Source organism: Streptomyces sp. NPDC001380, from assembly GCF_042895785.1.
Lineage (GTDB): Bacteria > Actinomycetota > Actinomycetes > Streptomycetales > Streptomycetaceae > Peterkaempfera.
In genome coordinates this window covers 1-20585 of the sequence record NZ_JBIAWP010000031.1, presented here as the reverse complement: position 1 = coordinate 20585, position 20585 = coordinate 1, and the positions used below count along the sequence as shown (strand labels likewise).

Here is a 20585-nt window from a genome sequence, read left to right as displayed (position 1 = left end):
GTCAGGCCGCCGGGAACGGCCGGGCCGGCCACGGCGCGTCCGCCGGCCGCAGCGCGCCGGCCCCGCCGCCGCGCAGCGCGGCGTGGGCCGCGAGCACGCCGGTGACCAGCGACGGGCTGTGGAGGTGCCCCGCGAGGATCCCGGCGACCAGGTCCGCCAGCGGCACGCGGGCGGTCTCGATCTCCGCCTCCTCGCCCTCCCCGGCGTGCCGCTCGCCCTCGGCGTCGCCGAGGCCGCGGGCGAGGAAGATCCGCAGGGCCTCGTCGGAGCCGCCGGGCGTGGTGTAGAAGTCGACCAGCACCCGCCAGTCGTCGGCCTTGCAGTGGGCCTCCTCGTACAGCTCGCGCTGCGCGGCGTGCAGGGGGTTCTCGCCGGGCACGTCGAGGAGGCCGGCCGGGATCTCCCACATGCGCTGGCGCACCGGATGCCGGTACTGGCGGATCAGCAGGACGCGCTCCTCGGCGTCGAGGGCGAGGACGGCGACCGAGCCGGGGTGCAGCTGGTAGTCGCGGCCGGCGGTGGAGCCGTCGGGCATCCGCAGCCGGTCGGTCCGCACGCCGGTGACCGCGCCCCGGAAGGGCGTCTCGGAGGAGAGGACCGGCCACTCCTCGGCCAGGTCGCGGATGTCGGCTGCGCTGCCTGTCATGGGCTCTGCACCTCTCCAGTCGTCGCTCGGGCCCGGCGGCCGGGTCCCGCCCGGCCGCCGTCCGGGGGCCGCCGTCCGGGGGCCGCTGTCCGGGGGCCGCTGTCCGGGACCAGAGGTCCGGGGCTCGGGGCCCGGGGTCCAACCTAGCGCGACGGCGGCCGCACAAGATCGTGCGGCCGCCGTCGCGGCGTGGTGCGGCCCGTGCGGCCGCCGGTGCGGCTACGTCCCGGCCTGCTCCTGCTGCCGGGTGATGGCTGCGGCGACCAGGCCCGCGAAGAGCGGGTGCGGGCGGGTCGGCCGGGACTTCAGCTCCGGGTGGGCCTGGGTGGCCACCAGGTAGGGGTGCACGTCGCGCGGGTACTCGACGTACTCCACGAGGTCGCCCTTGGGCGAGAGCCCGGAGAAGACCAGACCGGCCTTCTCCAGCTCGGCGCGGTAGGAGTTGTTGACCTCGTAGCGGTGGCGGTGCCGCTCCTCGACGTACTGCTCTCCGCCGTAGACCTCGCGGACGATGGAGCCCTCCGCGAGCCTGGCCGGGTACAGGCCGAGCCGCATGGTGCCGCCCAGGTCGCCCTTGCCCTCCACGATGTCGAGCTGCTCGGCCATGGTGGAGACGACCGGGTGCTGCGCGGCGGGCTCGAACTCGGTGGAGTTGGCCCCGTCGAGGCCGGCGAGGCTGCGGGCGGCCTCGATGACCACGCACTGCAGGCCCAGGCAGAGGCCGAGCAGCGGCACGCCGTTCTCGCGGGCGTAGGTGATGGCGGAGACCTTGCCGTCCACGCCGCGCTCGCCGAAGCCGCCGGGGATGCAGATCGCGTCGACGTCGCCGAGCTGCTCGCGGGCGCCCTCGGGGGTGCGGCAGTCGTCGGAGGTGACCCACTTGATCTGGACGCGGGCGTTGTTGCCGAAGCCGCCGGCGCGCAGCGCCTCGGTGACCGACAGGTACGCGTCGGGCAGGTCGATGTACTTGCCGACCAGCGCGACCCTGACCTGGTGCGCGGGCTGGTGGACGCGGCGCAGGAGGTCGTCCCACTCGGTCCAGTCGACGTCGCGGAAGGGCAGGTCGAGGCGGCGCACCACGTAGGCGTCCAGGCCCTCGCTGTGCACGACCTTGGGGATGTCGTAGATCGACGGCGCGTCGGGGCAGGCGATCACCGCCTCCTCGTCCACGTCGCACATCAGGCTGATCTTGCGCTTGATGGCCTGCGGGACCTGGCGGTCGGCGCGCAGCACGATGGCGTCGGGCTGGATGCCGATGTTGCGCAGGGCCGCGACGGAGTGCTGGGTGGGCTTGGTCTTCAGCTCGCCGGAGGGGCCGATGTACGGGAGCAGCGAGACGTGCACGAAGAAGACGTTGTCCCGGCCGACCTCGTGGCGGACCTGGCGGACGGCCTCCAGGAACGGCAGCGACTCGATGTCGCCGACGGTGCCGCCGACCTCGGTGATGACCACGTCGACGTCGTCGGTGGCCATGCGGCGGATGCGGGACTTGATCTCGTTGGTGATGTGCGGGATGACCTGGACGGTGTCGCCCAGGTACTCGCCGCGCCGCTCCTTGGCGATCACCGTGGAGTAGACCTGGCCGGTGGTGACGTTGGCGGAGCCGTGGAGGTCGGTGTCCAGGAACCGCTCGTAGTGGCCGATGTCCAGGTCGGTCTCGGCGCCGTCGTCGGTGACGAAGACCTCACCGTGCTGGAACGGGTTCATGGTGCCCGGGTCCACGTTGAGGTACGGGTCGAGCTTCTGCATGGTGACCCGGAGGCCCCGCGCCTTGAGGAGGGCGCCGAGGCTGGAGGCGGTGAGCCCCTTGCCCAGGGAGGAGGCCACACCTCCGGTGACGAAGAGGTGCTTGGTCGTCTGGGTCTTGCCGGAGTGGGGCAGTGCCAAGAGGGGGCTCCCGTGGGTCGCAGGTCGTGGCTGACGCCTGTGGAGGGGGGCCCGGCTGCCGCGCCGCGACGGTCCGCCGACGGCAGGAGGGCCGCGGGGGGCGTCGGGAGGGCGGGTACCGTGCGGTGAATCCCACCAGTCCACGGGGTACCAGGGTATCAGTGCCCGGGCGGGTGCGTGCTCCGGCGGGGGTCCGGGCGGTTCCGGGGGAGGCCCGGAAGGATCAGTTCCGCATGGCCCGCAGGGGTGGTCGCGCACCCTCCGGTCGGGCTACTTTTCACACGATCGCGGGTGATCGCGCCCGCCGCGGCGGCCCGAGGTCTCCACAGCCGCCCCATCCGTCGTATTCTGCACGGACGCATCGCCGACATCAGGGCCGTCGGTCGCAGGGGGGCGGTCGACGCCCCCTGCCGCCGTCCACCACCCGCCCCACACATCCGGAGCCGCCGAGGCTTCCACGGCCACCCCGGGCGCCGCCTGCGTACGAGGGAAGCTCCAGCGATCGCCGAGCGACGGCCCCCCACCATGACCACACCGCCGGACGATGCCGTGCACCATCGCGAACTGGAGATCCACGTGGCCGGCCGTATCGAGGACTACGCACTCATCGGGGACATGCAGACCGCCGCCCTCGTCAGCAGGGACGGGGCTGTGGACTGGCTCTGCCTGCCCCGATTCGACTCCCCCGCCGTCTTCGCGGGGCTGCTCGGCACCGACGAGCACGGCTTCTGGCGGATCGGACCGGCCGACGAGGCCCCCGCGCCCGCCGCCCTCCCCCGGATGGAGCCCGCCGAGTTCAGCGAGTTCGAGTCCACCGGGGAACTGCGCATCCCGGTGACCGCGCACGCCCCGGCCGTCCCCGCCGACCGCCGCCGCTACCGGGGCGACTCCCTGATCCTGGAGCAGGAGTGGGACACGCCGCACGGCGGCGTCCGCGTGATCGACTTCATGCCGCCGCGCCACCTCACCGAGGGCGGCGGCGTGCCGCAGATGATCCGCATCGTGGAGGGCCTCTCCGGCCGGGTGCGGATGCGCTCCGCGCTGCGGATGCGCTTCTCCTACGGCCGGGTGGTGCCCTGGGTGCACCGGATCGACGAGCCCGACGGCTCGTACCGCACCGTCGCCGTCGCCGGGCCCGACTCGGTCTGGCTCGACGGGGAGGCGGAGAGCTACGGGCGCAACCTCACCACCTACTCGGACTTCACCGTCGGCGAGGGCGAGCGCGTCGCCTTCGCCCTCACCTGGCAGGCCTCCCACCTGCCCGCCCCCGACCGGCCGGACCCGGAGGCGGCGCTGGAGGCCACCGAGGAGTTCTGGCGCGGCTGGGTCGCCCAGTGCACCTTCGCGGGCGCCTACCGCGAGCCGGTGGTCCGCTCCCTGATCACCCTCAAGGCGCTCACCTACGCCCCCACCGGCGGCATCGTCGCGGCCCCCACCACCTCGCTGCCCGAGGACATCGGCGGCGTCCGCAACTGGGACTACCGCTACACCTGGCTGCGGGACGCCGCCATCACCCTCTCCTCGCTGCTGCGCACCGGCTACCGCGAGGAGGCCCGCGCCTGGCGCGAGTGGCTGCTGCGCGCGGTGGCCGGCGACCCGGAGAACCTGCAGATCATGTACGGCATCGCCGGCGAGCGCGAGCTCGGCGAGATGGAGCTCGACTGGCTGCCCGGCTACGAGGGCTCCGCCCCCGTCCGCACCGGCAACGGCGCCGCCGACCAGCTCCAGCTCGACGTGTACGGCGAGGTCGTCGAGGCGCTGCACCTGGCGCACATGACCGGCCTGGCCCGCAGCGACCACGCCCACATGCTGCAGCTCAAGCTCATCGGCTACCTGGAGAAGCACTGGACCGAGCCCGACGAGGGCATCTGGGAGGTCCGCGGCCCCCGCCGCCACTTCGTGCACTCCAAGGTGATGGCCTGGGTGGCCGTCGACCGCACCATCAAGCTGCTGGAGGGCACGCCCACCGACGGGCCGATCGAGCGCTGGCGCGAGCTGCGCGACTCCATCCACCGCGACGTGTGCGAGAAGGGCTACGACGCGGAGCGCAACACCTTCACCCAGTACTACGGCGGGCGGGAGCTGGACGCGTCGCTGCTGCTCATCCCGCAGGTCGGCTTCCTGCCGCCGGACGACAAGCGGGTGATCGGCACCATCGAGGCGATCCAGCGGGAGCTGCTCACCGAGGACGGCTTCGTGCTGCGCTACCCCACCCACGGCACCGACGGCCGCAACGTGGACGGCCTGCCCGGCGACGAGGGTGCCTTCCTGGCCTGCTCCTTCTGGCTGGCGGACGACCTGGCCATGATCGGCCGGGTCGGCGAGGCGCGGGAGCTGTTCGAGAAACTGCTGGCGCTGCGCAACGACGTCGGCCTGCTCGCCGAGGAGTGGGACCCGCAGCGCAAGCGCCAGGTCGGCAACTTCCCGCAGGCCTTCAGCCACGTGCCGCTGATCGACACCGCCCTGCGGCTGAACGCCAGCGGCGCCTACCAGGAGCGCTGAAGCCCCCGCCGGACCGGGCGCGAGCGGCCCCCGGGCGGGGCCCGGCGGGTCGCGCCCCGCCGGGGGCGGGCTCACCGGGGGCGGGCTCACCGGGGGCGGGGGCGCTGCCCGCCGCCCGTCGCGCGGTGCACCGTCCGCTCGCGGGCCGAGCGCAGCTCGACGGTGCCCCAGAAGCAGTCCCGCATGCGGACCGGCTCCAGGGCGAAGAGCGGGTCCAGCTCGGAGAACGTGTCCATGGTCACCAGGCCCGGCCCGGCCTCCAGGGCCGTGCCGTCGATCACCAGGTCGGTCCGCACCAGCCGGTACGGGCCGGCCGGGCCCCGGTGCGGGATGTCCGGGTCCCCGCGCACCTGGAGCAGCGGCGGCCCGGCGAACGCGTCCACCGACGCCGGGCGGTCCGGGGTGGCGGTCACGGTGATCAGCCGTCCGCCGTCGGCGCCGCCCACGGTGAGGATGCGCTGCCCGGCGGCGGCCGACATCCCGATGTCGGCCCGCCGGCGCGGCCCGGCGGCGCCCACCAGCCCGGCCTCCGGCTCCTCCGACCGGCTGCAGTAGGCCACCGGGAAGAAGTGGTGCAGCTCGTCGGCGAAGCGCACGCGCACCGCCACCGCGGCCAGCCGGTAGGGCGGGCCGGGGAAGGGGAAGTCCAGGCCCCACACCGCGCAGCGCACCGGGTCGTCCCACGGCTCGACGCCGGCGGGCAGCAGAGGCTCCACGAGCTCGCCGTCGGCCTCGTACGTCCCCACCAGCACCCTAACCCCGGGGAACGTGCGCTCCCCGCCGGCGTCCCCGGCCATCGTCCTCCTCGCGGCACGCCCGGTCGGCACGGGCGCGGCCGTACCCGACAGTCTCGGCGCGGCGGGGCCGGGGCGCCAGCCGGGCGGATCCGGGAGGCCCGGGCGGATCCGCGCCGACCGGCCGGGAGCCTGCCTCCCGGGGCCGTCCGGGGCCGTCCGGGGCCGTCCGGGCCGTACCGGAGGGGCAGGGCCTGCGGGCCCGCGGACGGGGGCCGCGGGCGGGGCGTCAGGCCCGCTGGACCAGCTCGTCGTAGACGGAGAGCACCTGGGCGACGGTGGCCGCCTCGTCCGGCCACGTCTCGGACTGGGCCCTGCCCTGCTCCGCCAGCAGGGCACGGCGCGGCGCGTCCGCGAGCAGGTCCGCGACGGCCCGGCCCAGCGCACGCGGGTCCCCGTGGGGCACCAGCACCGCCGCATCGCCGACCAGCTCCGGCAGCCCGCCCACGGCGGTGGCCACCAGCGGCACCCCGGCGCGCAGCGCCTCCTGCGCCACCAGCGGGCGCGCCTCCCAGCAGCTGCTGATCACCACGACGTCGGCGGCGGCCAGCAGGTCCGGCACGTCGGTGCGGTGGCCGAGCAGCCGCACCGGCAGGCCCTCGGCCTCGGCGCGGTCGCGGAGCGCGGCGCCCTCCGGCCCCTCCCCCGCGATGAGGACCAGCGGCCGCGGGCCGGGGCCGGTGAACTCCCGCGAGGCGTCCAGCAGCAGGTCGAAGCCCTTCTGCGGGGCCAGCCGGCCGACCGCGAGCACCACCGGGCGGTCGCCGTCCGCTCCGGGCAGCGCCGCGCGGGCCGCGGCCCGGTCCAGGGTCGGGGCGGGCAGCGGCGGCGCCGCCACCGGCCCCAGGCGGGCGTCGCCGGCGCCCAGTTCCCGGGCGCGGGCGACCAGGTCGGAGGAGGCGCCCAGCAGCAGGTCGGCGGCGCGCGCCACCCGCCGCTCCATCAGGCGCATCAGCCGCCGCTCCATGCCGGTGCCGAGCAGGGCGTGGTGCACGGTGACGACGAGCGGGGTCTGCGGCCGCATGCCGGGCACCCGGCCGGCGGTCCGCAGGGCCAGGTCGGAGAGGAGTCCGGCGCGGAGCCCGTGGGCGTGGACCACCCCGGCGCCGGTGAAGGCCCGGCGCAGCTCTCCGATGGCGGCCGCGTCGCTGCGCGGACCGGAGCTGGGGGTGATCTCCACCGGGTGGAAGCGGGCGCCGGTCTCGGAGAAGCCGAACAGGGGGTCGGTGGCGGCCGGGCCGCACACGGTCACCTTGAGGCCGTGCGCGACGAGCCCCTGGGCGAGGGAGCGCACGTGGGCGCCGACGCCGCCGGTGCTGGCGGCGACGACGAGCACCGTGTGCAGCTGGCCCGGCTCGGGGGCGGGGGCCGCCCCCCGGGCAGAGGTGTCGTCCACGTGGTTCGCTCCGAGTCGATCTGGTCCGCCGAGCTCTCCCGGCGCGAGGGGACGGCCGGTCCGCGGCCCGGGCCGGCGCCCGGCACCGCAGGTGTGCACCGCAGAGTACAGGGGCTGCGGGGCCGGATGACGCCTCCGGCGGCCGGGGGTCGCCGGAGGGGGGCGGACGGCCGGTCCGGGGGGACCTGCCGGTCCGTCAGGAGGAGGGCCGTGCGGCCCGTCCCGCCCGGTCCAGGGTGCGCAGCGGCTGCCGCGCCCACCACCCCTCCCCGTACAGGCCCCGCCCGGCCGCGGCGTGGAGGGCCAGCAGGGCCGCCGCGCGTACCGCCAGCCCGGTCCGCCCGGACCCGGCGGCCCACGCCGTGCCGAGGGCCGCGCCCAGGGCGAGCGCGCCGCCCGTGCCGGGCGTGGTCCGCTCGCCGAGGTCGTCGGGGAGCAGCGCGGCGGCGGCGCCCACCGGGGCGGCGGCGGCCGCGGCCCCGGGGCCGCCGCGCAGCACCGTGGGCAGCCCGGCGGCCACGACCGCCTTGGCGGCGCGGCCGGGGCGCGCGTCGAGCAGGTCCGCCGCGCCGGCCGTGCCGGCGACGACCGCGGCGGCCAGCAGCCGGTCCGGGGTGTTGCGGTGCAGGAGGCAGCCGGCGGCGAGGCCGGCCGCGCCGACGCCGGCGAGCCGCACGGCGCCGCCGGTGACCCGGCCGCGCCGCAGCGCCGCCAGGTGGGCGCGCAGGCCGCGCTCCGTCCCGCCCGCCATGTCGTCGGCGACGCCGGCCCCGGCCCCGGCCACGGCGGCCAGTGCGGCGGCGGCGCGGACCGGCGGCGGCAGCTGGGGGGCGGCGGCGACGGCCGTGGCCGCCGCGACGGCGACGGCGGGGCCCTGGTAGAGGGTGACGACGCGGCCGCGGCCGTTGCGGCGCTCCCACAGGGCGGGCTCACCGGGCGGCACCCGGTCCAGGGCCGCGTACACCGCCCTGGCTGCGCCGGCCGCGGCGAGGAGCACGAGCAGCCGCCCGCGGCCGCCGCCCTCGTCCCCGTGCCGTCCCGCGCGCCCGGTCCGTCCCGCCACGGCTCCTCCTCGTCCCGTACCGGCCCGTGGTGTGCCGGCGCGTCCCGTACCGGCCCGTGGTGTGCCGGCGCGTCCCGTACCGGTCCGTCCCGGGGTGGCCCGCCCCGGCCGGGTGGGGCGGGCCCCGGCCGTCAGGAGGCGGCCCGGTCCGGGCGCCGGGGGGCGCGGGCGGCCGCAAGCAGCTCCTCGGCGTGGGCGCGGCCGAGCTCGGAGTCCTCCAGTCCGGCCAGCATGCGCGAGAGCTCGCGGACCCGCTCGGCGTCGTCCAGCGTCTTGACCCCCGAACGGGTGACGGTGCCGTCGCTGGTCTTCTCCACCACCAGGTGCCGGTCGGCGAAGGCCGCCACCTGCGGCAGGTGGGTGACCACCACGACCTGCGCGCTCTCCGCGAGCTTCGCCAGCCGGCGGCCGATCTCCACCGCCGCCTTGCCGCCGACGCCCGCGTCGACCTCGTCGAAGAGGTACGTGGGCACCGGGTCGGCCCCGGCGAAGACCACCTCCACGGCGAGCATCACCCGGGACAGCTCGCCGCCCGAGGCGCCCTTGGCGATCGGCCGGGGCGGCGCGCCCGGGTGCGGGGCGAGCAGCACCTCGACCTCGTCGACGCCGTGCGGGCCGTAGGCGACGGTGCGGCCGCCGACCTCCAGGCCGTCCCCGGCGTCGGCGTCGGTCTGCCCGATGGCGAAGGTCACCCGGGCGTGCGGCATGGCCAGCTCGGTCAGCTCGGCGGTGACCGCCTCGGCGAACCGGCCCGCGGCGGCGTGCCGGGCGGCGGACACCTCGGCGGCGAGCGCGGACAGCTCGGCGCGCAGCGCCTCCCGCTCGGCCGCCAGCTCCCCGATGCGGTCGTCGTCGCCCTCCAGCTCCGCCAGCCGGGCCGCGGCGTCCTCGGCCCAGCGCAGCACCGCGGTGGTGCCGGACCCCTGCGCGGCGTCGCCGGCGGCGCCCGGTTCGGGGGCGCCGTACTTGCGGACCAGGTGGGAGAGGACCGACCGGCGCTCCTCCACGGCCGCCAGCCGCACCGGGTCGGCGTCCAGCCCGTCGGCGTAGCCGGCCAGGTCGGCGGCGACGTCGGCGAGCAGGTAGCCCACCTCGTCGAGGCGGTCGGCGAGCGCGGCGAGCCGCGGGTCGTGCGCCCGTACGGCGTCCAGGGCGCGCCTGGCCTGGGCGACCAGCGTGCCCGCGTCCACCGAGTCGGGCTCGGCGGGGTCGCCGGCCAGCGCGCCGTGGGCGAGCGTCGCGGACGAGGACAGGGCGTCGGCGTGGCCGAGGCGCTCGGCCTCGGCGGCGAGCTCGGCGTCCTCGCCCGGCAGCGGCTCGGCGGCGGCGACCTCCTCCAGGCCGAAGCGCAGGAGGTCCGCCTCCTGGGCCCGCTCCCGGGCCCGCGTGGTCAGCTCCTCCAGCGTCGCCGCGACCTCCCGGAGCCGCCGGAAGGCCTGCTGGTACCGCTCCAGCGGCTTGGCGACGGCGGCGCCCGCGTACCGGTCGAGGGCGCCCCGCTGCCGGGACGGCTTGAGCAGCCGCTGCTGGTCGGTCTGGCCGTGGACGGCGATGAGGTCCTCGCCGAGCTCGGCGAGCAGGCCCACCGGGACCGACCGGCCGCCGACGTGCGCCCGCGAGCGCCCCTCGGCGGAGACGGTGCGGCTGACCAGCAGCGCGCCCTCGTCCAGCTCGGCCCCCGCCTCGGCGGCGCGGACGGCCGCGGGGGACGCCGCGTCGAGGCTGATCCGGCCCTCGACGACGGCCCGCCCGGCCCCGGTGCGGACCAGCGCGGGGTCCGCGCGGCCTCCGAGCAGCAGTCCCAGGCTGGTGACCACCATCGTCTTGCCCGCGCCGGTCTCGCCCGTCACCGCGGTGAACCCGGGCGACAGCTCGACGACAGCGTCGTCGATCACGCCCAGCGCCTGTATCCGCATCTCCTCCAACACGGACACGACCTTACGAGGTTCGAGGGCCCGAGTGCGACGAGCACCCGCGCCGTGGCGGAGGGTTCCTTCGATCCGGTCGGGTTTTCCGGGAGCCGGACGCGGTACCCGGCAGGCAGGACGTGCCGCGGGGCGACCGCGGCCCGGAGCCGCCGGATCCCCGGGGCGGCCGGGCCCGTCCCGGCGGCACCGGCGGAGAGGAGTGCCGCCATGACCGACTGGACGCGACCGGCGGGTCAGGGCCCCTCGGACGGAGGGCTGGTGCCGGACTTCGACCGGCTGCCGGCCTCCGACCTGCGCAACCGCATCAGGTCCCTCACCCTGGAGCAGCTGCGGGAGCTGCTCGCGCACGAGGAGGGCCACGGCCGGCGGGCGGACGTGGTGGAACTGCTCCGGGCCCGGATGGAGCTCCTCGCCGCCTCGCAGGGCCTGCCGCCCGCCGGACCGGACAGGCCCGGAGCGGACTCCGGGGCCGGTCCGGGCCGGGAGTGACCCCGCGCACCCCGTACGGCACGGGCCCGGCACGCACCGCGCCGGGCCCCTGCCGGTCGGCAGGCCCGTGCCGGGCGGCAGGCCGGGACCTGCCCGGCCCTGCGCCCGGGGCTCAGCCGGCGTGCGGAGCGCCCCGCCAGCCCGTGACCGGCAGCGCGAACTTCGCCACCAGCCGGTCCGTGAACGGCGCCCGGTGCAGCCGCGCCAGCCGGACCGGGATGCGGCCGCGCCGCACCTCCACCCGGGCCCCCGCGGGCAGCTCCACCGACCGCCGCCCGTCGCACCAGAGCACACCGTGCGGCGTCTTCGGCAGCACCTCCACCGCCAGCACCGAGTGCGGCGACGTCACCAGCGGCTTGGCGAAGAGCGCGTGGGCGCTGATCGGCACCATGAGCAGCGCCTCGACCTCCGGCCACACCACCGGCCCGCCCGCGGAGAACGCGTACGCCGTCGAGCCGGTGGGCGTCGCGCAGACCACGCCGTCGCAGCCGAAGGTGGACACCGGGCGGCCGTCCACCTCGGTCACGACCTCCAGCATCCGCTCCCGCGACGCCTTCTCCACCGACGCCTCGTTGAGTGCCCAGTCGCGGTGGATGACCCGGCCGTCGGCGCGAACGAGGACGTCGATCGTCATCCGCTCCTCGACCTCGTAGTCCGCGTCGACGACGCGCTGCACGACCTTCGCCAGGTCGTCGCGCTCCGCCTCGGCGAGGAAGCCGACCCGGCCCAGGTTGACGCCCAGCATCGGGACGCCCGTCTGCCGGGACAGCTCGGCGCCGCGCAGCAGGGTGCCGTCCCCGCCGGCCACCAGGATCAGCTCGCAGCCGCCCACCGCCCCCGGCGCCGCCGCCACGGTCTCCACCCCTGCGGGCAGGTCCATGTCCTCGGCCTCCGCGGCCAGCACTCTGATCCCGATGCCGGCCTTCAGCAGGCCGTGAACCAGGTGCTCGACGCTGCGCAGCGCGGCCGCACGGCCGGTGTGCGCGATCAGGAAGACCGTTCGCAAGTCACTCATGCCCTCTCCTACGCCTGCCCGGGCGTCCGTGGCCGGGTGGCGTCCCCTCCTGTCAGCGGTGGACCGCGTCCTCGGTGCGGCCGCGCCCTTGGTGCTGCGGGGACGTGGACCGCACCCTACCGGGGCCCTTCGTCCACGGCGCGGTCCGCTTCGGCCGGATCGAGCGGGGGCGCGCCCCGCCGGAACCAGAGGAAGTACTCGACGTTGCCCGACGGCCCCGGCAGCGGGCTCGCCGCGACCCCGAGCACCCCGAGGCCCAGCTCCCAGCCCTGGGCGGCGACCTGCCGCACCGCCTCGGCCCGCAGCGCCGGGCTGCGGACCACGCCGCCGCTGCCGAGCCGCTCCCGGCCGACCTCGAACTGGGGCTTGACCATGAGGACCAGGTCGGCGTCGGGCGCGCAGCAGGAGGCCAGCGCGGGCAGCACCAGCCCCAGCGGGATGAACGACAGGTCGCCGACGACCACGTCCACCGGCTCGCCGCCGATCCGCTCCAAGGTCAGCTCGCGGACGTTCGTGCGGTCCATGACGGTGACCCGCCCGTCGCTCTGCAGCGACCAGGCCAGCTGCCCGTAGCCGACGTCCACCGCCAGCACGTGCCCGGCCCCGGCGCGCAGCAGCACGTCGGTGAAGCCGCCGGTGGAGGCGCCCGCGTCCAGGCAGCGGCGTCCCTCGACGGTCAGGCCCCGCGGGCCGAACGCCGACAGCGCGCCGGCCAGCTTGTGGCCGCCGCGCGAGACGTAGTCCGGGTCGTTCTCGTCCTTCGCCACCACGACGGCCGCCGACGTCTCCACCTGGGTGGCCGGCTTGGTCGCGGTGGTGCCGCCGACGGTCACCCGGCCGGCCGCGATCAGCTCGCTCGCGTGCTCACGCGAGCGGGCCAGCCTGCGGCGGACGAGTTCCGCGTCGAGTCGGCGTCGTGCCACTGCCACGGGTTGCTTCAGCTCCTAGGGCCCCGGGACGGGGCCGGGTCGGTTGTCCAGGGCGGCCAAGGTGTCCCGCAGCCGCTGGTGGACATCCTCGTACAGGGGGACGTGGGCGTCGGCAGGGGTCCCGTCCGCGGCCTCCAGGCGGGCCAGGGCGGCGTCCACCGCGGCGTGGCCGGTCTCCTCCACGGCGAGGCCCAGCGGCTCCTCCGACGGCGCCCAGGGCCCGCCGCCGGGACGGGGCCCGGGCGGGACCGCGGCGGCGGTGACGGGCCCGGCGGGAGGCGCTCCAGAGCCGCCGAGGGGCCCGGCGAGGCCCGACCCGGAGGCGGGCTCAGGCGCGGGCTCGGGGGCGGGCTCGGGGGCGGGCTCAGCCATCGGCGGCCTTCCGGGCCGCGGTCTTCTTCGCCGCGGCCGTCCCGGCCGCCGCCGTCTTCTTCGCCGCCGCCTTCTTCGCCGCAGGTGCCGCAGCCGTCTTCGCGGTGGTCGTCTTCGCGGTGGTCGTCTTCGTGGCCGCCTTCCTCGCGGTGGCCTTCCTCGCCGCCGTCGCCTTCTTCGCGGCGGCCCCGGTCGCGGCCGGCTTCCCCGCGGAGGCGGCGGCGACCTGCTCCAACGCCTCGGCGGCCGAGGTCCCGGCGGGAGCGGTCCGCTTCACGGGCGTGCTCTTCTTCGCCGCCGTGGCCTTCTTCGCGGCGGCGGTGCTCCGCCCGGCGGGCGCCTTCGCCGCGGCGACCGTCGCCGTCGCGGCCACCTGTGCCGCCGTCGCCTTCTTCGCGGCGGTCCCCGCGGCGGTCCTCTTCGCAGCGGCCTTGGCCGTGGCCTTCTCCGCGGCGGCCGTCCCGCCGGCCGCAGCGGTCCTCCGCGGCGTCGGGGCCTTCCGTGCCGGGGCCTTGCGCGCGGGGGCCGGTACGGGCTCCTCCACGACCGGGATCCGCTCCGGCCTGGTCGACCGCTCCTCAGCCGTCTCCTCGTGCCAGTCGGCGAACAGCTTCCCCGCCCTGGGCTGAGGGGGCGTCTCCTGCGGCTTCCCGCCGCCCTTCTCCACCTCCCTCAGCTTGCGCTCCAGCAGTTCCAGCACCACGCCGACCTTGACGGCCTGGTCGCCGATCCAGCCGACGACGTGCCAGGCGCGCTCGGCCTCGGTGCGGGCGAAGCCGGTCAGCGCGTCCCGACCCTCACGGCCGGCCGCGGCCGCGTCCCCGGCGAGCGACTGCAGGGACCGCGCGGAGGCGGGGACCTGGTCGGCCAGCGTGTGCCGCAGGCCGTCGACGTCCACCCCCGTACGGTCCAGCAGGTCCTTGGCCGTGTGCACCGTCCGCCTGCCCGCCTCCTCGGCGATGCCTGCGGCGGACTGCACCCAGCCGCGCAGCGTGTCGCGCATCAGGTCCTCCTCGCTTCCGTCACGCCCGCCCCGGCCCACCCGGTCGGCGCCGGGGCGCCCGTGATCGCCGGGACGCCCCCTGACGACGCTACCGCCTCCCGGCGTCCCGCGGCGGCCCGGCGAGCGGGCCCGCCGCGTCGCCGGACGCGTCCGCACCCTGGGGTACCGTCACCGGGAGCCCGAACAACGGACAGGCCGGACGGCGGGCGCACCCGGACCACCGGCGGCGGACGACCCGCAGCAACGCACGAGCAGCAACGCACGAGGGGAGCGGACACCCATGGCGACCTCCGAGGAGTGCCGCACGGCACTGACCCGGCTCAGCGAGAACCTCGCGCGCTCCCAGGGCGACGTCCGCAGCGCCGCCGCGGTGGACCGCTCGCTCACCTGCTGGGTCACCGACCTGGACGTCACGTTCTCCGGCCACCTGCGCGACGGCCGCATCCAGGACGTCGTCGAGACCCCCGGGCCGCCCGCCGAGAAGGCCCAGATCCGGCTCGCGATGGCCAGCGACGACCTGGTCGCGCTCGTCGCGGGACAGCTCCACTTCGCCTCCGCCTGGGCGCACGGCAGGGTCCGGCTGGAGGCGGGGCTGCGCGACCTGCTGCGGCTGCGGTCACTGATCTGACGCCCCTGCCGGGCGGCCCCGCAGACCGTCCGCGGCCGTCCGCGGAACGGTCCCGCCCGGCAGGTCCGTACGGGTCACAGCCCCAGGTCGGCCAGCGCCTTGCGTCCGTCCGGGGCGTCCGCGCCGCCGTCCGCGGCGGTCCACGCAGCCGCGCAGAGCGCCCGCAACCCGTCGTACGGGTCGCCGCCGCCGTCCAGCCGGAGCCGGCCGTCCCCGCCCACCGAGGCCGTCCAGCCCCCGCAGCGGTACGCGCCGCCGGCTTCGGACGACACCTCGGGCTGCGCCGTCAGCAGCGCCCGCAGGTCGGCGGCGACGTACGTGGGCCGGTGCACGGGCGGCGCGGCGAGCAGCTGCGCCGCCGTGGTGACCCCGGTGAGGACGAGCAGGCTGTCGACGCCGCCGTTGGCGGCGCCCTCGATGTCGGTGTCCAGGCGGTCGCCGACCACCAGCGGCCGCTCGGCGCCGGTGCGGATCACGGTCTCGCGGTGCATGGGCGGCAGCGGCTTGCCCGCCACCTCCGGCTCGGCGCCCGTCGCGGTGCGGACCGCCGCCACGAGCGTGCCGTTGCCGGGCGCGGTGCCGCGTGCGGTGGGGATGGTGAGGTCGGTGTTGGAGGCCACCCACGGCAGGCCGCGCGCCACCGCGTACGCGGCCTCGGCGAGGTGCTGCCAGCCCACCGACGGGTCGTAGCCCTGCACCACCGCGGCCGGGCCGTCGTCCAGCGAACGCACCGGCCGCAGTCCGCGCTCCTCCAGTGCCTCCTCCAGGCCCCGGCCGCCGACCACCAGCACCGCGGAGCCCGCCGGCACCTTCTCCGCCACGAGCCGGGCCGCCGCCTGCGCCGAGGTGACCACCTCCGACGCCTCGGCGGGCACGCCCAGCTCAGTGAGGTGGTCGGCGACGGCCTGCGGCGGCCGGGAGGCGTTGTTGGTGACGTATGCGAGGCGCATGCCCGCCCGGCGGGCCGCCTCCAGCGCCTCGACGGCGTGGTCGACCGCGTGCGGGCCCGCGTAGACCACCCCGTCGAGGTCGAGGAGGGCGGTGTCGTACTCCTCGGCGAGCGGCCGGGCGCTCGCTGCGGGGGCGGTGCGCGGTGCCGGTGCGGCGTCCTGTCCGGCCCCGGGGGCCGTCCCGCCGTCGCTTCCGCCGGTGCTGCCGGCTGCCGTGTGCGTCATTCCTGCTCTTCCTGTCGGTCGCTGCGGGTGCCGTCGGGTTCCGGGAGCTGCGGTCCCGGGCCGCGCAGGTGCGGCGGCACGGGACCGAAGGCCCCGGCGCGGGCGCGCAGCGTCGCACGCGTCTGCCTCAGCGCCGCACGGTAGTGGTCGGACGTGGGGCGCATGGCGACGGCCAGCGCCAGGTGCTCGGCGGACACCTCGAAGTCGCCCGTCCGCGCCGCCGCCAGCCCCCAGCCGAACTGCGCGTAGTCGTCCGAGGGGTCGGCCAGGGCCACCGCCCGGAAGTTCTCCAGGGCAGCAGCGTACGACCCGGCGTCGAACTGGGCCCTCGCCAGGGTCTCCCGGATGGAGCGCGACCCGGGCTCGGCGGCCGCCGCCCGCGCCAGCAACTGCTCGGCGGCGGCCGCACTGCCCTGCGCCAGCAGCAGGCTGCCGCGCCGGAACCACTCGTACACGTGCTCCCGGGGGTCGTCCGCACCGTCCCCTCCGCCGGGGGCGCCCCCGGGATCCGCGCCGTCCGCAGCGCCCGCGCCGTCCGGGCCGTCCGCGCCGCCTCCGCCCCCGGTGCCGGCGCCGTCCACGGCGTCCCGGTCCTGTGCCCGCTCCCGTCCGGTGGTCATGTCCGCGCCCCTTCCCGGTCGCCCTCCGCAGCCGCCGGGCCGGGAGCCGTGATCACCCGGCCGGACGTACCCGGTTAACATGCCCACAATGGAGGCTCTCAGTGCACACGGTGCAGCAGCTTCTCACCAGGGCGGCCCCGGCGATCCCGGGCACGTCGCCGCTGCGGGACTGTCGCTGGCGCCCTTCCGCGGACTGCGCTACGTACCGGACCGGGTCGGCGGCCTGGCGGCCGTCACCTCGCCGCCCTACGACGTGGTCGACCCGGACCGGCTGGCGCGGCTGGAGACGGCCGACCCCCACAACGTGGTGCGGCTGATCCTGCCCCGGCCCGAGGCCGGCCCCGGCCGACCGCAGCCCGGGTGCGTCGACACCCGCTACCGGCACGCGGCCCGGCTGCTGGCCGCGTGGCGGCAGGAAGGCGTCCTGGCCGCCGACGAGACCCCTGCCCTGTATGTGTACGAGCAGCGCCTCCCCGGCCCCGACGGCGCACCGGACGAGGGCCTGCTCCAGCGGGGCCTGATCGGCGCCCTCGCCGTCAGCCCTCCCTCGGCGGGCGTGGTCCTGCCGCACGAGGACGTCATGCCCGGGCCCGTCGCCGACCGCGTCGGCCTGATGCGCACCACCCGCGCCAACCTCGAACCGCTCCTGCTGACCTACCGGGGCAAGGGCGGCGCGGCGGGCGTGGTGGAGGAGGCCGCCCGGCGGCCGCCGCTGCTGACCACGACCACCTCCGACGGCGTCCGCCACCGCCTGTGGGCGGTCACCGGCGCCGCCGAGCACGCCGCCGTGGCGGCGGACCTCGCCACCTGCCGGGCGCTGATCGCCGACGGCCACCACCGCTGGGCCATGTACCTGCGGCTGCAGCAGGAGCACCGGCACCTCGCGCACAGTCCGTGGGACCGCGGCATGGTGCTGCTGGTCGACACGGCCCGCTACCCGCTGCGGGTGCGGGCGATCCACCGGGTCCTGCGGCACCTCCCTCCGGCCCGGGCCCTGGAGCTGCTGGGCGAGGGCTGGCGCGTCGACGACCTCGGGTCCTCCCTCCCGGACGCCCTCGACGCCCTGGCCGCCGCGAAGCAGGCCGGCGGCGGGGGGACGGGGGAGCCGGTCCCCAACGCGTTCGTCCTGGCAGGGGACGGGCGGTACCGGCTGCTGCGCGGCCCCGGGGAGGCCGCGCTGAAGCAGGCCGTGCGGACCGACCGGCCCGAGGAGTGGCGGCGGCTGGACGCCACCGTGCTGCACTCGGTGCTGCTGGACGGCGTCTGGCGGGTGCCGGACACCGCGGAGGCCGTCGGCTACCTGCACGACGAGGCCGCGGCCGTACGGGAGGCCGAACGGAACGGCGGCACGGCGGTCCTGCTGCACCCGGTGGACGAGGGCGTGGTGCGGCGGCTCGCCGAGCAGGGTGTGACCATGCCCCGCAAGTCCACCTCCTTCGGGCCCAAGCCGGCCACCGGGCTGGTCCTGCGAAGCCTGGACCTGGGCTGACGGTCCGTCACGTACGACGGGAGGCGCCCCGCCGGAATCCTCCGGCGGGGCGCCTCCTTCACCTGTCTGCCGCCGCGTCACGGACGCGCGGGCACACCGGGGTTCAGCCCTGGGCGGGGTCGTCCTGCCCGCGGTCGGCGGGCTCGCCCGCCGCGTCCCCTGCCTTCTCCCCGGCCTCGGCCTTGCCCTCGGCCGGAGCGGCGTCGGTGCCGGGCTCCCGGAACGGGCTGTTCAGGAACGCGCCCCGGTCCGCCGGCTCCTCGTCGGCCGACGTACCGTCCGAGGCCTCTGCCTCGTCGTCCTCGTCGTCCTCGGAGTCGTCCGCCTCGTCCAGGTCGTCAGCCTCGTCCAGGTCGTCCTCGGCGTCGACGGCGCCCTCGACAGGAGCGGCGTCCGCGCCGCCCTCGACCGCGTCGTCGTCCTCGTCCATCTCAGGGTCGAGGGCGTCGACGAACTCCAGGCCGTCGATCTCGGCCAGCCGCTCGGCCGCGTTGGTCACGCCCTCCTGGTCCGCGTCGGCGGCCTTGGAAAACCAGTCGCGGGCCTCGTCGGCACGCCCCGCGGCGATGAGCGCCTCGGCGTAGGCGTACCGAAGCCGGGCCGTCCACGGCTGCACCGAGCTGGACGCGAGCTCGGGGCTCTGCAGGGTCACCACGGCCGCGTCGAACTGCCCCATGTCGCTGCGGGCACCGGCCGCCACCAGGCGCATCTCGACCTGGCCCGCCTTGTCCAGCTGCTTCACCTCGGGCTCACCGGCCATGGCCAGCGCCCGCTCCGGACGGCCGAGGCCGCGCTCGCAGTCGGCCATGACCGGCCACAGGTCGGCACGGCCGGTCATCCGCCGCGCCGCCCGGAACTCGGTCAGCGCCTCGGAGTACCGCTCGGTCACGTAGGACGCGAAGCCTGCGGCCTCCCGGACGGCGGCGACGCGCGAAGCAAGCCGCAGGGCCACCCGGGAGTAGTCGTAGGCCTGCTCCGGCTCGCTGTCCAGAAGGCGGGCCACCATCACCAGGTTGCGGGCCACGTCGTCCGCGAGGGTCTTGGGGAGGCTCTTCAGCTCCTGGCGGACGTCGGCGTCGATCTCCATGCCGGTGACGTCCTCCGGGATCGGCAGACGCCGGACCGGCTCGTAGTTCGGCCGGCGGTCGTCCGACTCGCCACGCCCCTCGAACCGGCCGCCACGACCCTCGTACGGGCGTCCGCCACGGTCGTCCCGCCGGTCACGCCCGCCGCCGAACCGGTCGTCCCGACGCGGACCGCGGTCGTCACGACGGAAGCCGCCCTCACGGGGGCCACGGTCGCGGTCGTCACGGCGGAACCCACCGGGACGCTCCTCGCGGCGGAAACCGCCGCCGGGCCGCTCGTCACGGCGGAAACCGCCCTCGCGCGGGCCACGGTCACGGTCGTCGCGACGGAAGCCGCCCTCACGGGGGCCGCGGTCACGGTCGTCGCGCTGGTAGCCGCCGGGCCGCTCCTCACGGCGGAAACCGCCCTCACGCGGACCACGGTCCTCACGGGGGCCACGGTCACGGTCATCCCGGCGGAAACCGCCCGGACGCTCCTCACGACGGAAACCACCCTCACGGGGGCCACGGTCACGGTCGTCGCGGCGGAAGCCGCCCTCGCGCGGACCACGGTCCTCACGCGGGCCACGGTCACGGTCGTCGCGCTGGTAGCCACCGGGCCGGTCGTCGCGGCGGAAACCACCGCCGGGCCGGTCGTCGCGGCGGAAACCACCGCCGGGCCGGTCGTCGCGGCGGAAACCACCGCCGGGCCGGTCGTCACGACGGAAGCCGCCCTCGCGCGGACCACGGTCCTCACGCGGGCCACGGTCACGGTCATCCCGACGGAAACCGCCCGGACGCTCCTCACGACGGAAACCACCCTCACGGGGGCCACGGTCACGGTCGTCGCGCTGGTAGCCACCGGGCCGGTCGTCGCGGCGGAAACCACCGCCGGGCCGGTCGTCGCGACGGAAGCCGCCCTCGCGCGGACCACGGTCCTCACGCGGGCCACGGTCACGGTCATCCCGACGGAATCCACCGCCGGGCCGGTCGTCACGACGGAAACCGCCCTCACGCGGGCCACGGTCACGGTCGTCGCGCTGGTAGCCACCAGGACGGTCGTCCCGGCGGAAACCGCCACCGCGGTTGTCCCCCTGGTAACCGCCGGGCCGGTCGTCGCGACGGTAGGAGGATCCACCGCGGTCGTCACGCCCGCGGTTCCCTCCGCGGGCGTCCGACCACTGGCCGCGTGCACGGGGCTCGAAGCTGCGGCCGCCTCGGGAGCCGCCACGCTCGGCGTCTCCCCGGCCCTGCGGCCCGTCTCCCGAACGGCGCTCCGGACGGTCCTGGGGTGAGTTCGACATCGAGGTTGGCTCCTTCAGGTTCTTCTAGCTCTGCCCCACCGTGCGACTGCTGCACGGTGCGGCGCGGTGCCGGCGGTTGCACACCGCTTTCCATTGTCCTGCATGCGCCCGCCTACCGTGCCGGCGCTCCCACGGCGACCGGTCGGCGGGCAAACAAAAAGCCGCGGCCCCAGCAGATCGCTGGGCCCGCGGCTTTGAATGATTGTTCGGCGGCGTCCTACTCTCCCACAGGGTCCCCCCTGCAGTACCATCGGCGCTGTAAGGCTTAGCTTCCGGGTTCG

18 protein-coding genes and 1 rRNA gene are annotated in these 20585 nt (G+C 76.8%); 4 read left to right on the top strand and 15 right to left on the bottom strand.

Going from position 1 to position 20585, the window contains the following annotated elements:
- Position 1 precedes the first annotated feature (1 nt).
- Together ACFY07_RS26410 and ACFY07_RS26405 are read right to left on the bottom strand one after the other, a co-directional pair.
- Complete coding sequence (locus ACFY07_RS26410) at positions 2-646, bottom strand: NUDIX domain-containing protein (protein ID WP_390872054.1); 645 nt, start codon at positions 644-646, stop codon at positions 2-4.
- 219 nt (positions 647-865) lie between these two features.
- Entirely contained in the window at positions 866-2527 is a 1662-nt protein-coding gene (locus ACFY07_RS26405) for a CTP synthase (RefSeq protein ID WP_390872073.1), read from the bottom strand.
- A 582-nt stretch (positions 2528-3109) separates the two neighbouring features.
- Between ACFY07_RS26405 and ACFY07_RS26400 the strand changes: the two genes are divergently transcribed.
- Positions 3110-5035: a glycoside hydrolase family 15 protein gene (locus ACFY07_RS26400; RefSeq protein ID WP_390872072.1), complete on the top strand. Its 1926-nt coding sequence runs from the start codon at positions 3110-3112 to the stop codon at positions 5033-5035.
- A gap of 86 nt (positions 5036-5121) precedes the next feature.
- Here ACFY07_RS26400 and ACFY07_RS26395 read toward each other — a convergent pair whose 3' ends face one another.
- The 4 genes from ACFY07_RS26395 to recN all read right to left on the bottom strand — a co-directional run bounded on the left by ACFY07_RS26395 (position 5122) and on the right by recN (position 10204).
- Positions 5122-5832, bottom strand: coding sequence for an acetoacetate decarboxylase family protein (locus ACFY07_RS26395; RefSeq protein WP_390872053.1), 711 nt, complete (start codon positions 5830-5832; stop codon positions 5122-5124).
- Between the two features lie 226 nt (positions 5833-6058).
- Positions 6059-7225 carry a glycosyltransferase family 4 protein gene (locus tag ACFY07_RS26390; RefSeq protein WP_390872052.1) on the bottom strand — a complete coding sequence of 389 codons (1167 nt, stop codon included), beginning with the start codon at positions 7223-7225 and terminating at the stop codon, positions 6059-6061.
- Positions 7226-7421: 196 nt separating this feature from the next.
- Complete coding sequence (locus ACFY07_RS26385; RefSeq protein ID WP_390872051.1) at positions 7422-8288, bottom strand: hypothetical protein; 867 nt, start codon at positions 8286-8288, stop codon at positions 7422-7424.
- A 131-nt stretch (positions 8289-8419) separates the two neighbouring features.
- Positions 8420-10204, bottom strand: coding sequence for a DNA repair protein RecN (gene recN, locus ACFY07_RS26380; protein WP_390872071.1), 1785 nt, complete (start codon positions 10202-10204; stop codon positions 8420-8422).
- A gap of 219 nt (positions 10205-10423) precedes the next feature.
- Between recN and ACFY07_RS26375 the strand changes: the two genes are divergently transcribed.
- Entirely contained in the window at positions 10424-10705 is a 282-nt protein-coding gene (locus ACFY07_RS26375) for a hypothetical protein (protein WP_390872050.1), read from the top strand.
- A gap of 112 nt (positions 10706-10817) precedes the next feature.
- On the opposite strand, the gene ACFY07_RS26370 is transcribed toward ACFY07_RS26375, so the two are convergent.
- The 4 genes from ACFY07_RS26370 to ACFY07_RS26355 all read right to left on the bottom strand — a co-directional run bounded on the left by ACFY07_RS26370 (position 10818) and on the right by ACFY07_RS26355 (position 14024).
- Positions 10818-11720, bottom strand: coding sequence for an NAD kinase (locus ACFY07_RS26370; RefSeq protein ID WP_230654437.1), 903 nt, complete (start codon positions 11718-11720; stop codon positions 10818-10820).
- Between the two features lie 116 nt (positions 11721-11836).
- Positions 11837-12643 carry a TlyA family RNA methyltransferase gene (locus ACFY07_RS26365; protein WP_390872070.1) on the bottom strand — a complete coding sequence of 269 codons (807 nt, stop codon included), beginning with the start codon at positions 12641-12643 and terminating at the stop codon, positions 11837-11839.
- 21 nt (positions 12644-12664) lie between these two features.
- Positions 12665-13021 (bottom strand): hypothetical protein, encoded by a 357-nt coding sequence (locus ACFY07_RS26360; protein WP_390872049.1) that lies wholly within the window; start codon positions 13019-13021, stop codon positions 12665-12667.
- Complete coding sequence (locus tag ACFY07_RS26355) at positions 13014-14024, bottom strand: hypothetical protein (protein ID WP_390872048.1); 1011 nt, start codon at positions 14022-14024, stop codon at positions 13014-13016. Before ACFY07_RS26355 ends, ACFY07_RS26360 begins: the two co-directional genes overlap by 8 nt.
- A 280-nt stretch (positions 14025-14304) precedes the next feature.
- Between ACFY07_RS26355 and ACFY07_RS26350 the strand changes: the two genes are divergently transcribed.
- Positions 14305-14652 (top strand): sterol-binding protein, encoded by a 348-nt coding sequence (locus ACFY07_RS26350; RefSeq protein ID WP_230654442.1) that lies wholly within the window; start codon positions 14305-14307, stop codon positions 14650-14652.
- A 74-nt stretch (positions 14653-14726) separates the two neighbouring features.
- On the opposite strand, the gene ACFY07_RS26345 is transcribed toward ACFY07_RS26350, so the two are convergent.
- Complete coding sequence (locus ACFY07_RS26345) at positions 14727-15827, bottom strand: HAD-IIA family hydrolase (protein ID WP_390872047.1); 1101 nt, start codon at positions 15825-15827, stop codon at positions 14727-14729.
- On the bottom strand, positions 15824-16447 hold the full coding sequence (locus ACFY07_RS26340; RefSeq protein WP_390872046.1) for a tetratricopeptide repeat protein: 624 nt from the start codon (positions 16445-16447) through the stop codon (positions 15824-15826). The genes ACFY07_RS26345 and ACFY07_RS26340 overlap by 4 nt, the downstream gene beginning before the upstream one ends.
- An 88-nt stretch (positions 16448-16535) precedes the next feature.
- Between ACFY07_RS26340 and ACFY07_RS26335 the strand changes: the two genes are divergently transcribed.
- Positions 16536-17936 carry a DUF1015 family protein gene (locus tag ACFY07_RS26335; protein WP_390872045.1) on the top strand — a complete coding sequence of 467 codons (1401 nt, stop codon included), beginning with the start codon at positions 16536-16538 and terminating at the stop codon, positions 17934-17936.
- Positions 17937-18039: 103 nt separating this feature from the next.
- Here the strand turns inward: ACFY07_RS26335 and ACFY07_RS26330 are convergent, their stop codons facing one another.
- From ACFY07_RS26330 to rrf, 3 genes are all read right to left on the bottom strand, one after another.
- The gene (locus ACFY07_RS26330) at positions 18040-19023 is read right to left on the bottom strand and encodes a tetratricopeptide repeat protein (RefSeq protein ID WP_390872044.1); all 984 of its coding nucleotides are present in this window, start codon (positions 19021-19023) and stop codon (positions 18040-18042) included.
- The gene (locus ACFY07_RS26325) at positions 18990-20150 is read right to left on the bottom strand and encodes a hypothetical protein (protein WP_390872043.1); all 1161 of its coding nucleotides are present in this window, start codon (positions 20148-20150) and stop codon (positions 18990-18992) included. The genes ACFY07_RS26330 and ACFY07_RS26325 overlap by 34 nt, the downstream gene beginning before the upstream one ends.
- Before the next feature lie 358 nt (positions 20151-20508).
- Positions 20509-20585, bottom strand: a 5S ribosomal RNA gene (gene rrf, locus ACFY07_RS26320); the annotation flags it as partial.

Excerpts from the sequence above, each read along its gene's own strand:
- ACFY07_RS26330 (WP_390872044.1), bottom strand. The coding sequence starts at position 19,023 with ATGGAGATCGACGCCGACGTCCGCCAGGAGCTGAAGAGCCTCCCCAAG.
- ACFY07_RS26355 (WP_390872048.1), bottom strand. The coding sequence starts at position 14,024 with ATGCGCGACACGCTGCGCGGCTGGGTGCAGTCCGCCGCAGGCATCGCC.
- ACFY07_RS26345 (WP_390872047.1), bottom strand. The coding sequence starts at position 15,827 with ATGACGCACACGGCAGCCGGCAGCACCGGCGGAAGCGACGGCGGGACG.
- ACFY07_RS26335 (WP_390872045.1), top strand. The coding sequence starts at position 16,536 with ATGGAGGCTCTCAGTGCACACGGTGCAGCAGCTTCTCACCAGGGCGGC.
- recN (WP_390872071.1), bottom strand. The coding sequence starts at position 10,204 with ATGCGGATACAGGCGCTGGGCGTGATCGACGACGCTGTCGTCGAGCTG.
- ACFY07_RS26350 (WP_230654442.1), top strand. The coding sequence starts at position 14,305 with ATGGCGACCTCCGAGGAGTGCCGCACGGCACTGACCCGGCTCAGCGAG.
- ACFY07_RS26375 (WP_390872050.1), top strand. The coding sequence starts at position 10,424 with ATGACCGACTGGACGCGACCGGCGGGTCAGGGCCCCTCGGACGGAGGG.
- ACFY07_RS26340 (WP_390872046.1), bottom strand. The coding sequence starts at position 16,447 with ATGACCACCGGACGGGAGCGGGCACAGGACCGGGACGCCGTGGACGGC.
- ACFY07_RS26360 (WP_390872049.1), bottom strand. The coding sequence starts at position 13,021 with ATGGCTGAGCCCGCCCCCGAGCCCGCCCCCGAGCCCGCGCCTGAGCCC.
- ACFY07_RS26370 (WP_230654437.1), bottom strand. The coding sequence starts at position 11,720 with ATGAGTGACTTGCGAACGGTCTTCCTGATCGCGCACACCGGCCGTGCG.
- ACFY07_RS26395 (WP_390872053.1), bottom strand. The coding sequence starts at position 5,832 with ATGGCCGGGGACGCCGGCGGGGAGCGCACGTTCCCCGGGGTTAGGGTG.
- ACFY07_RS26410 (WP_390872054.1), bottom strand. The coding sequence starts at position 646 with ATGACAGGCAGCGCAGCCGACATCCGCGACCTGGCCGAGGAGTGGCCG.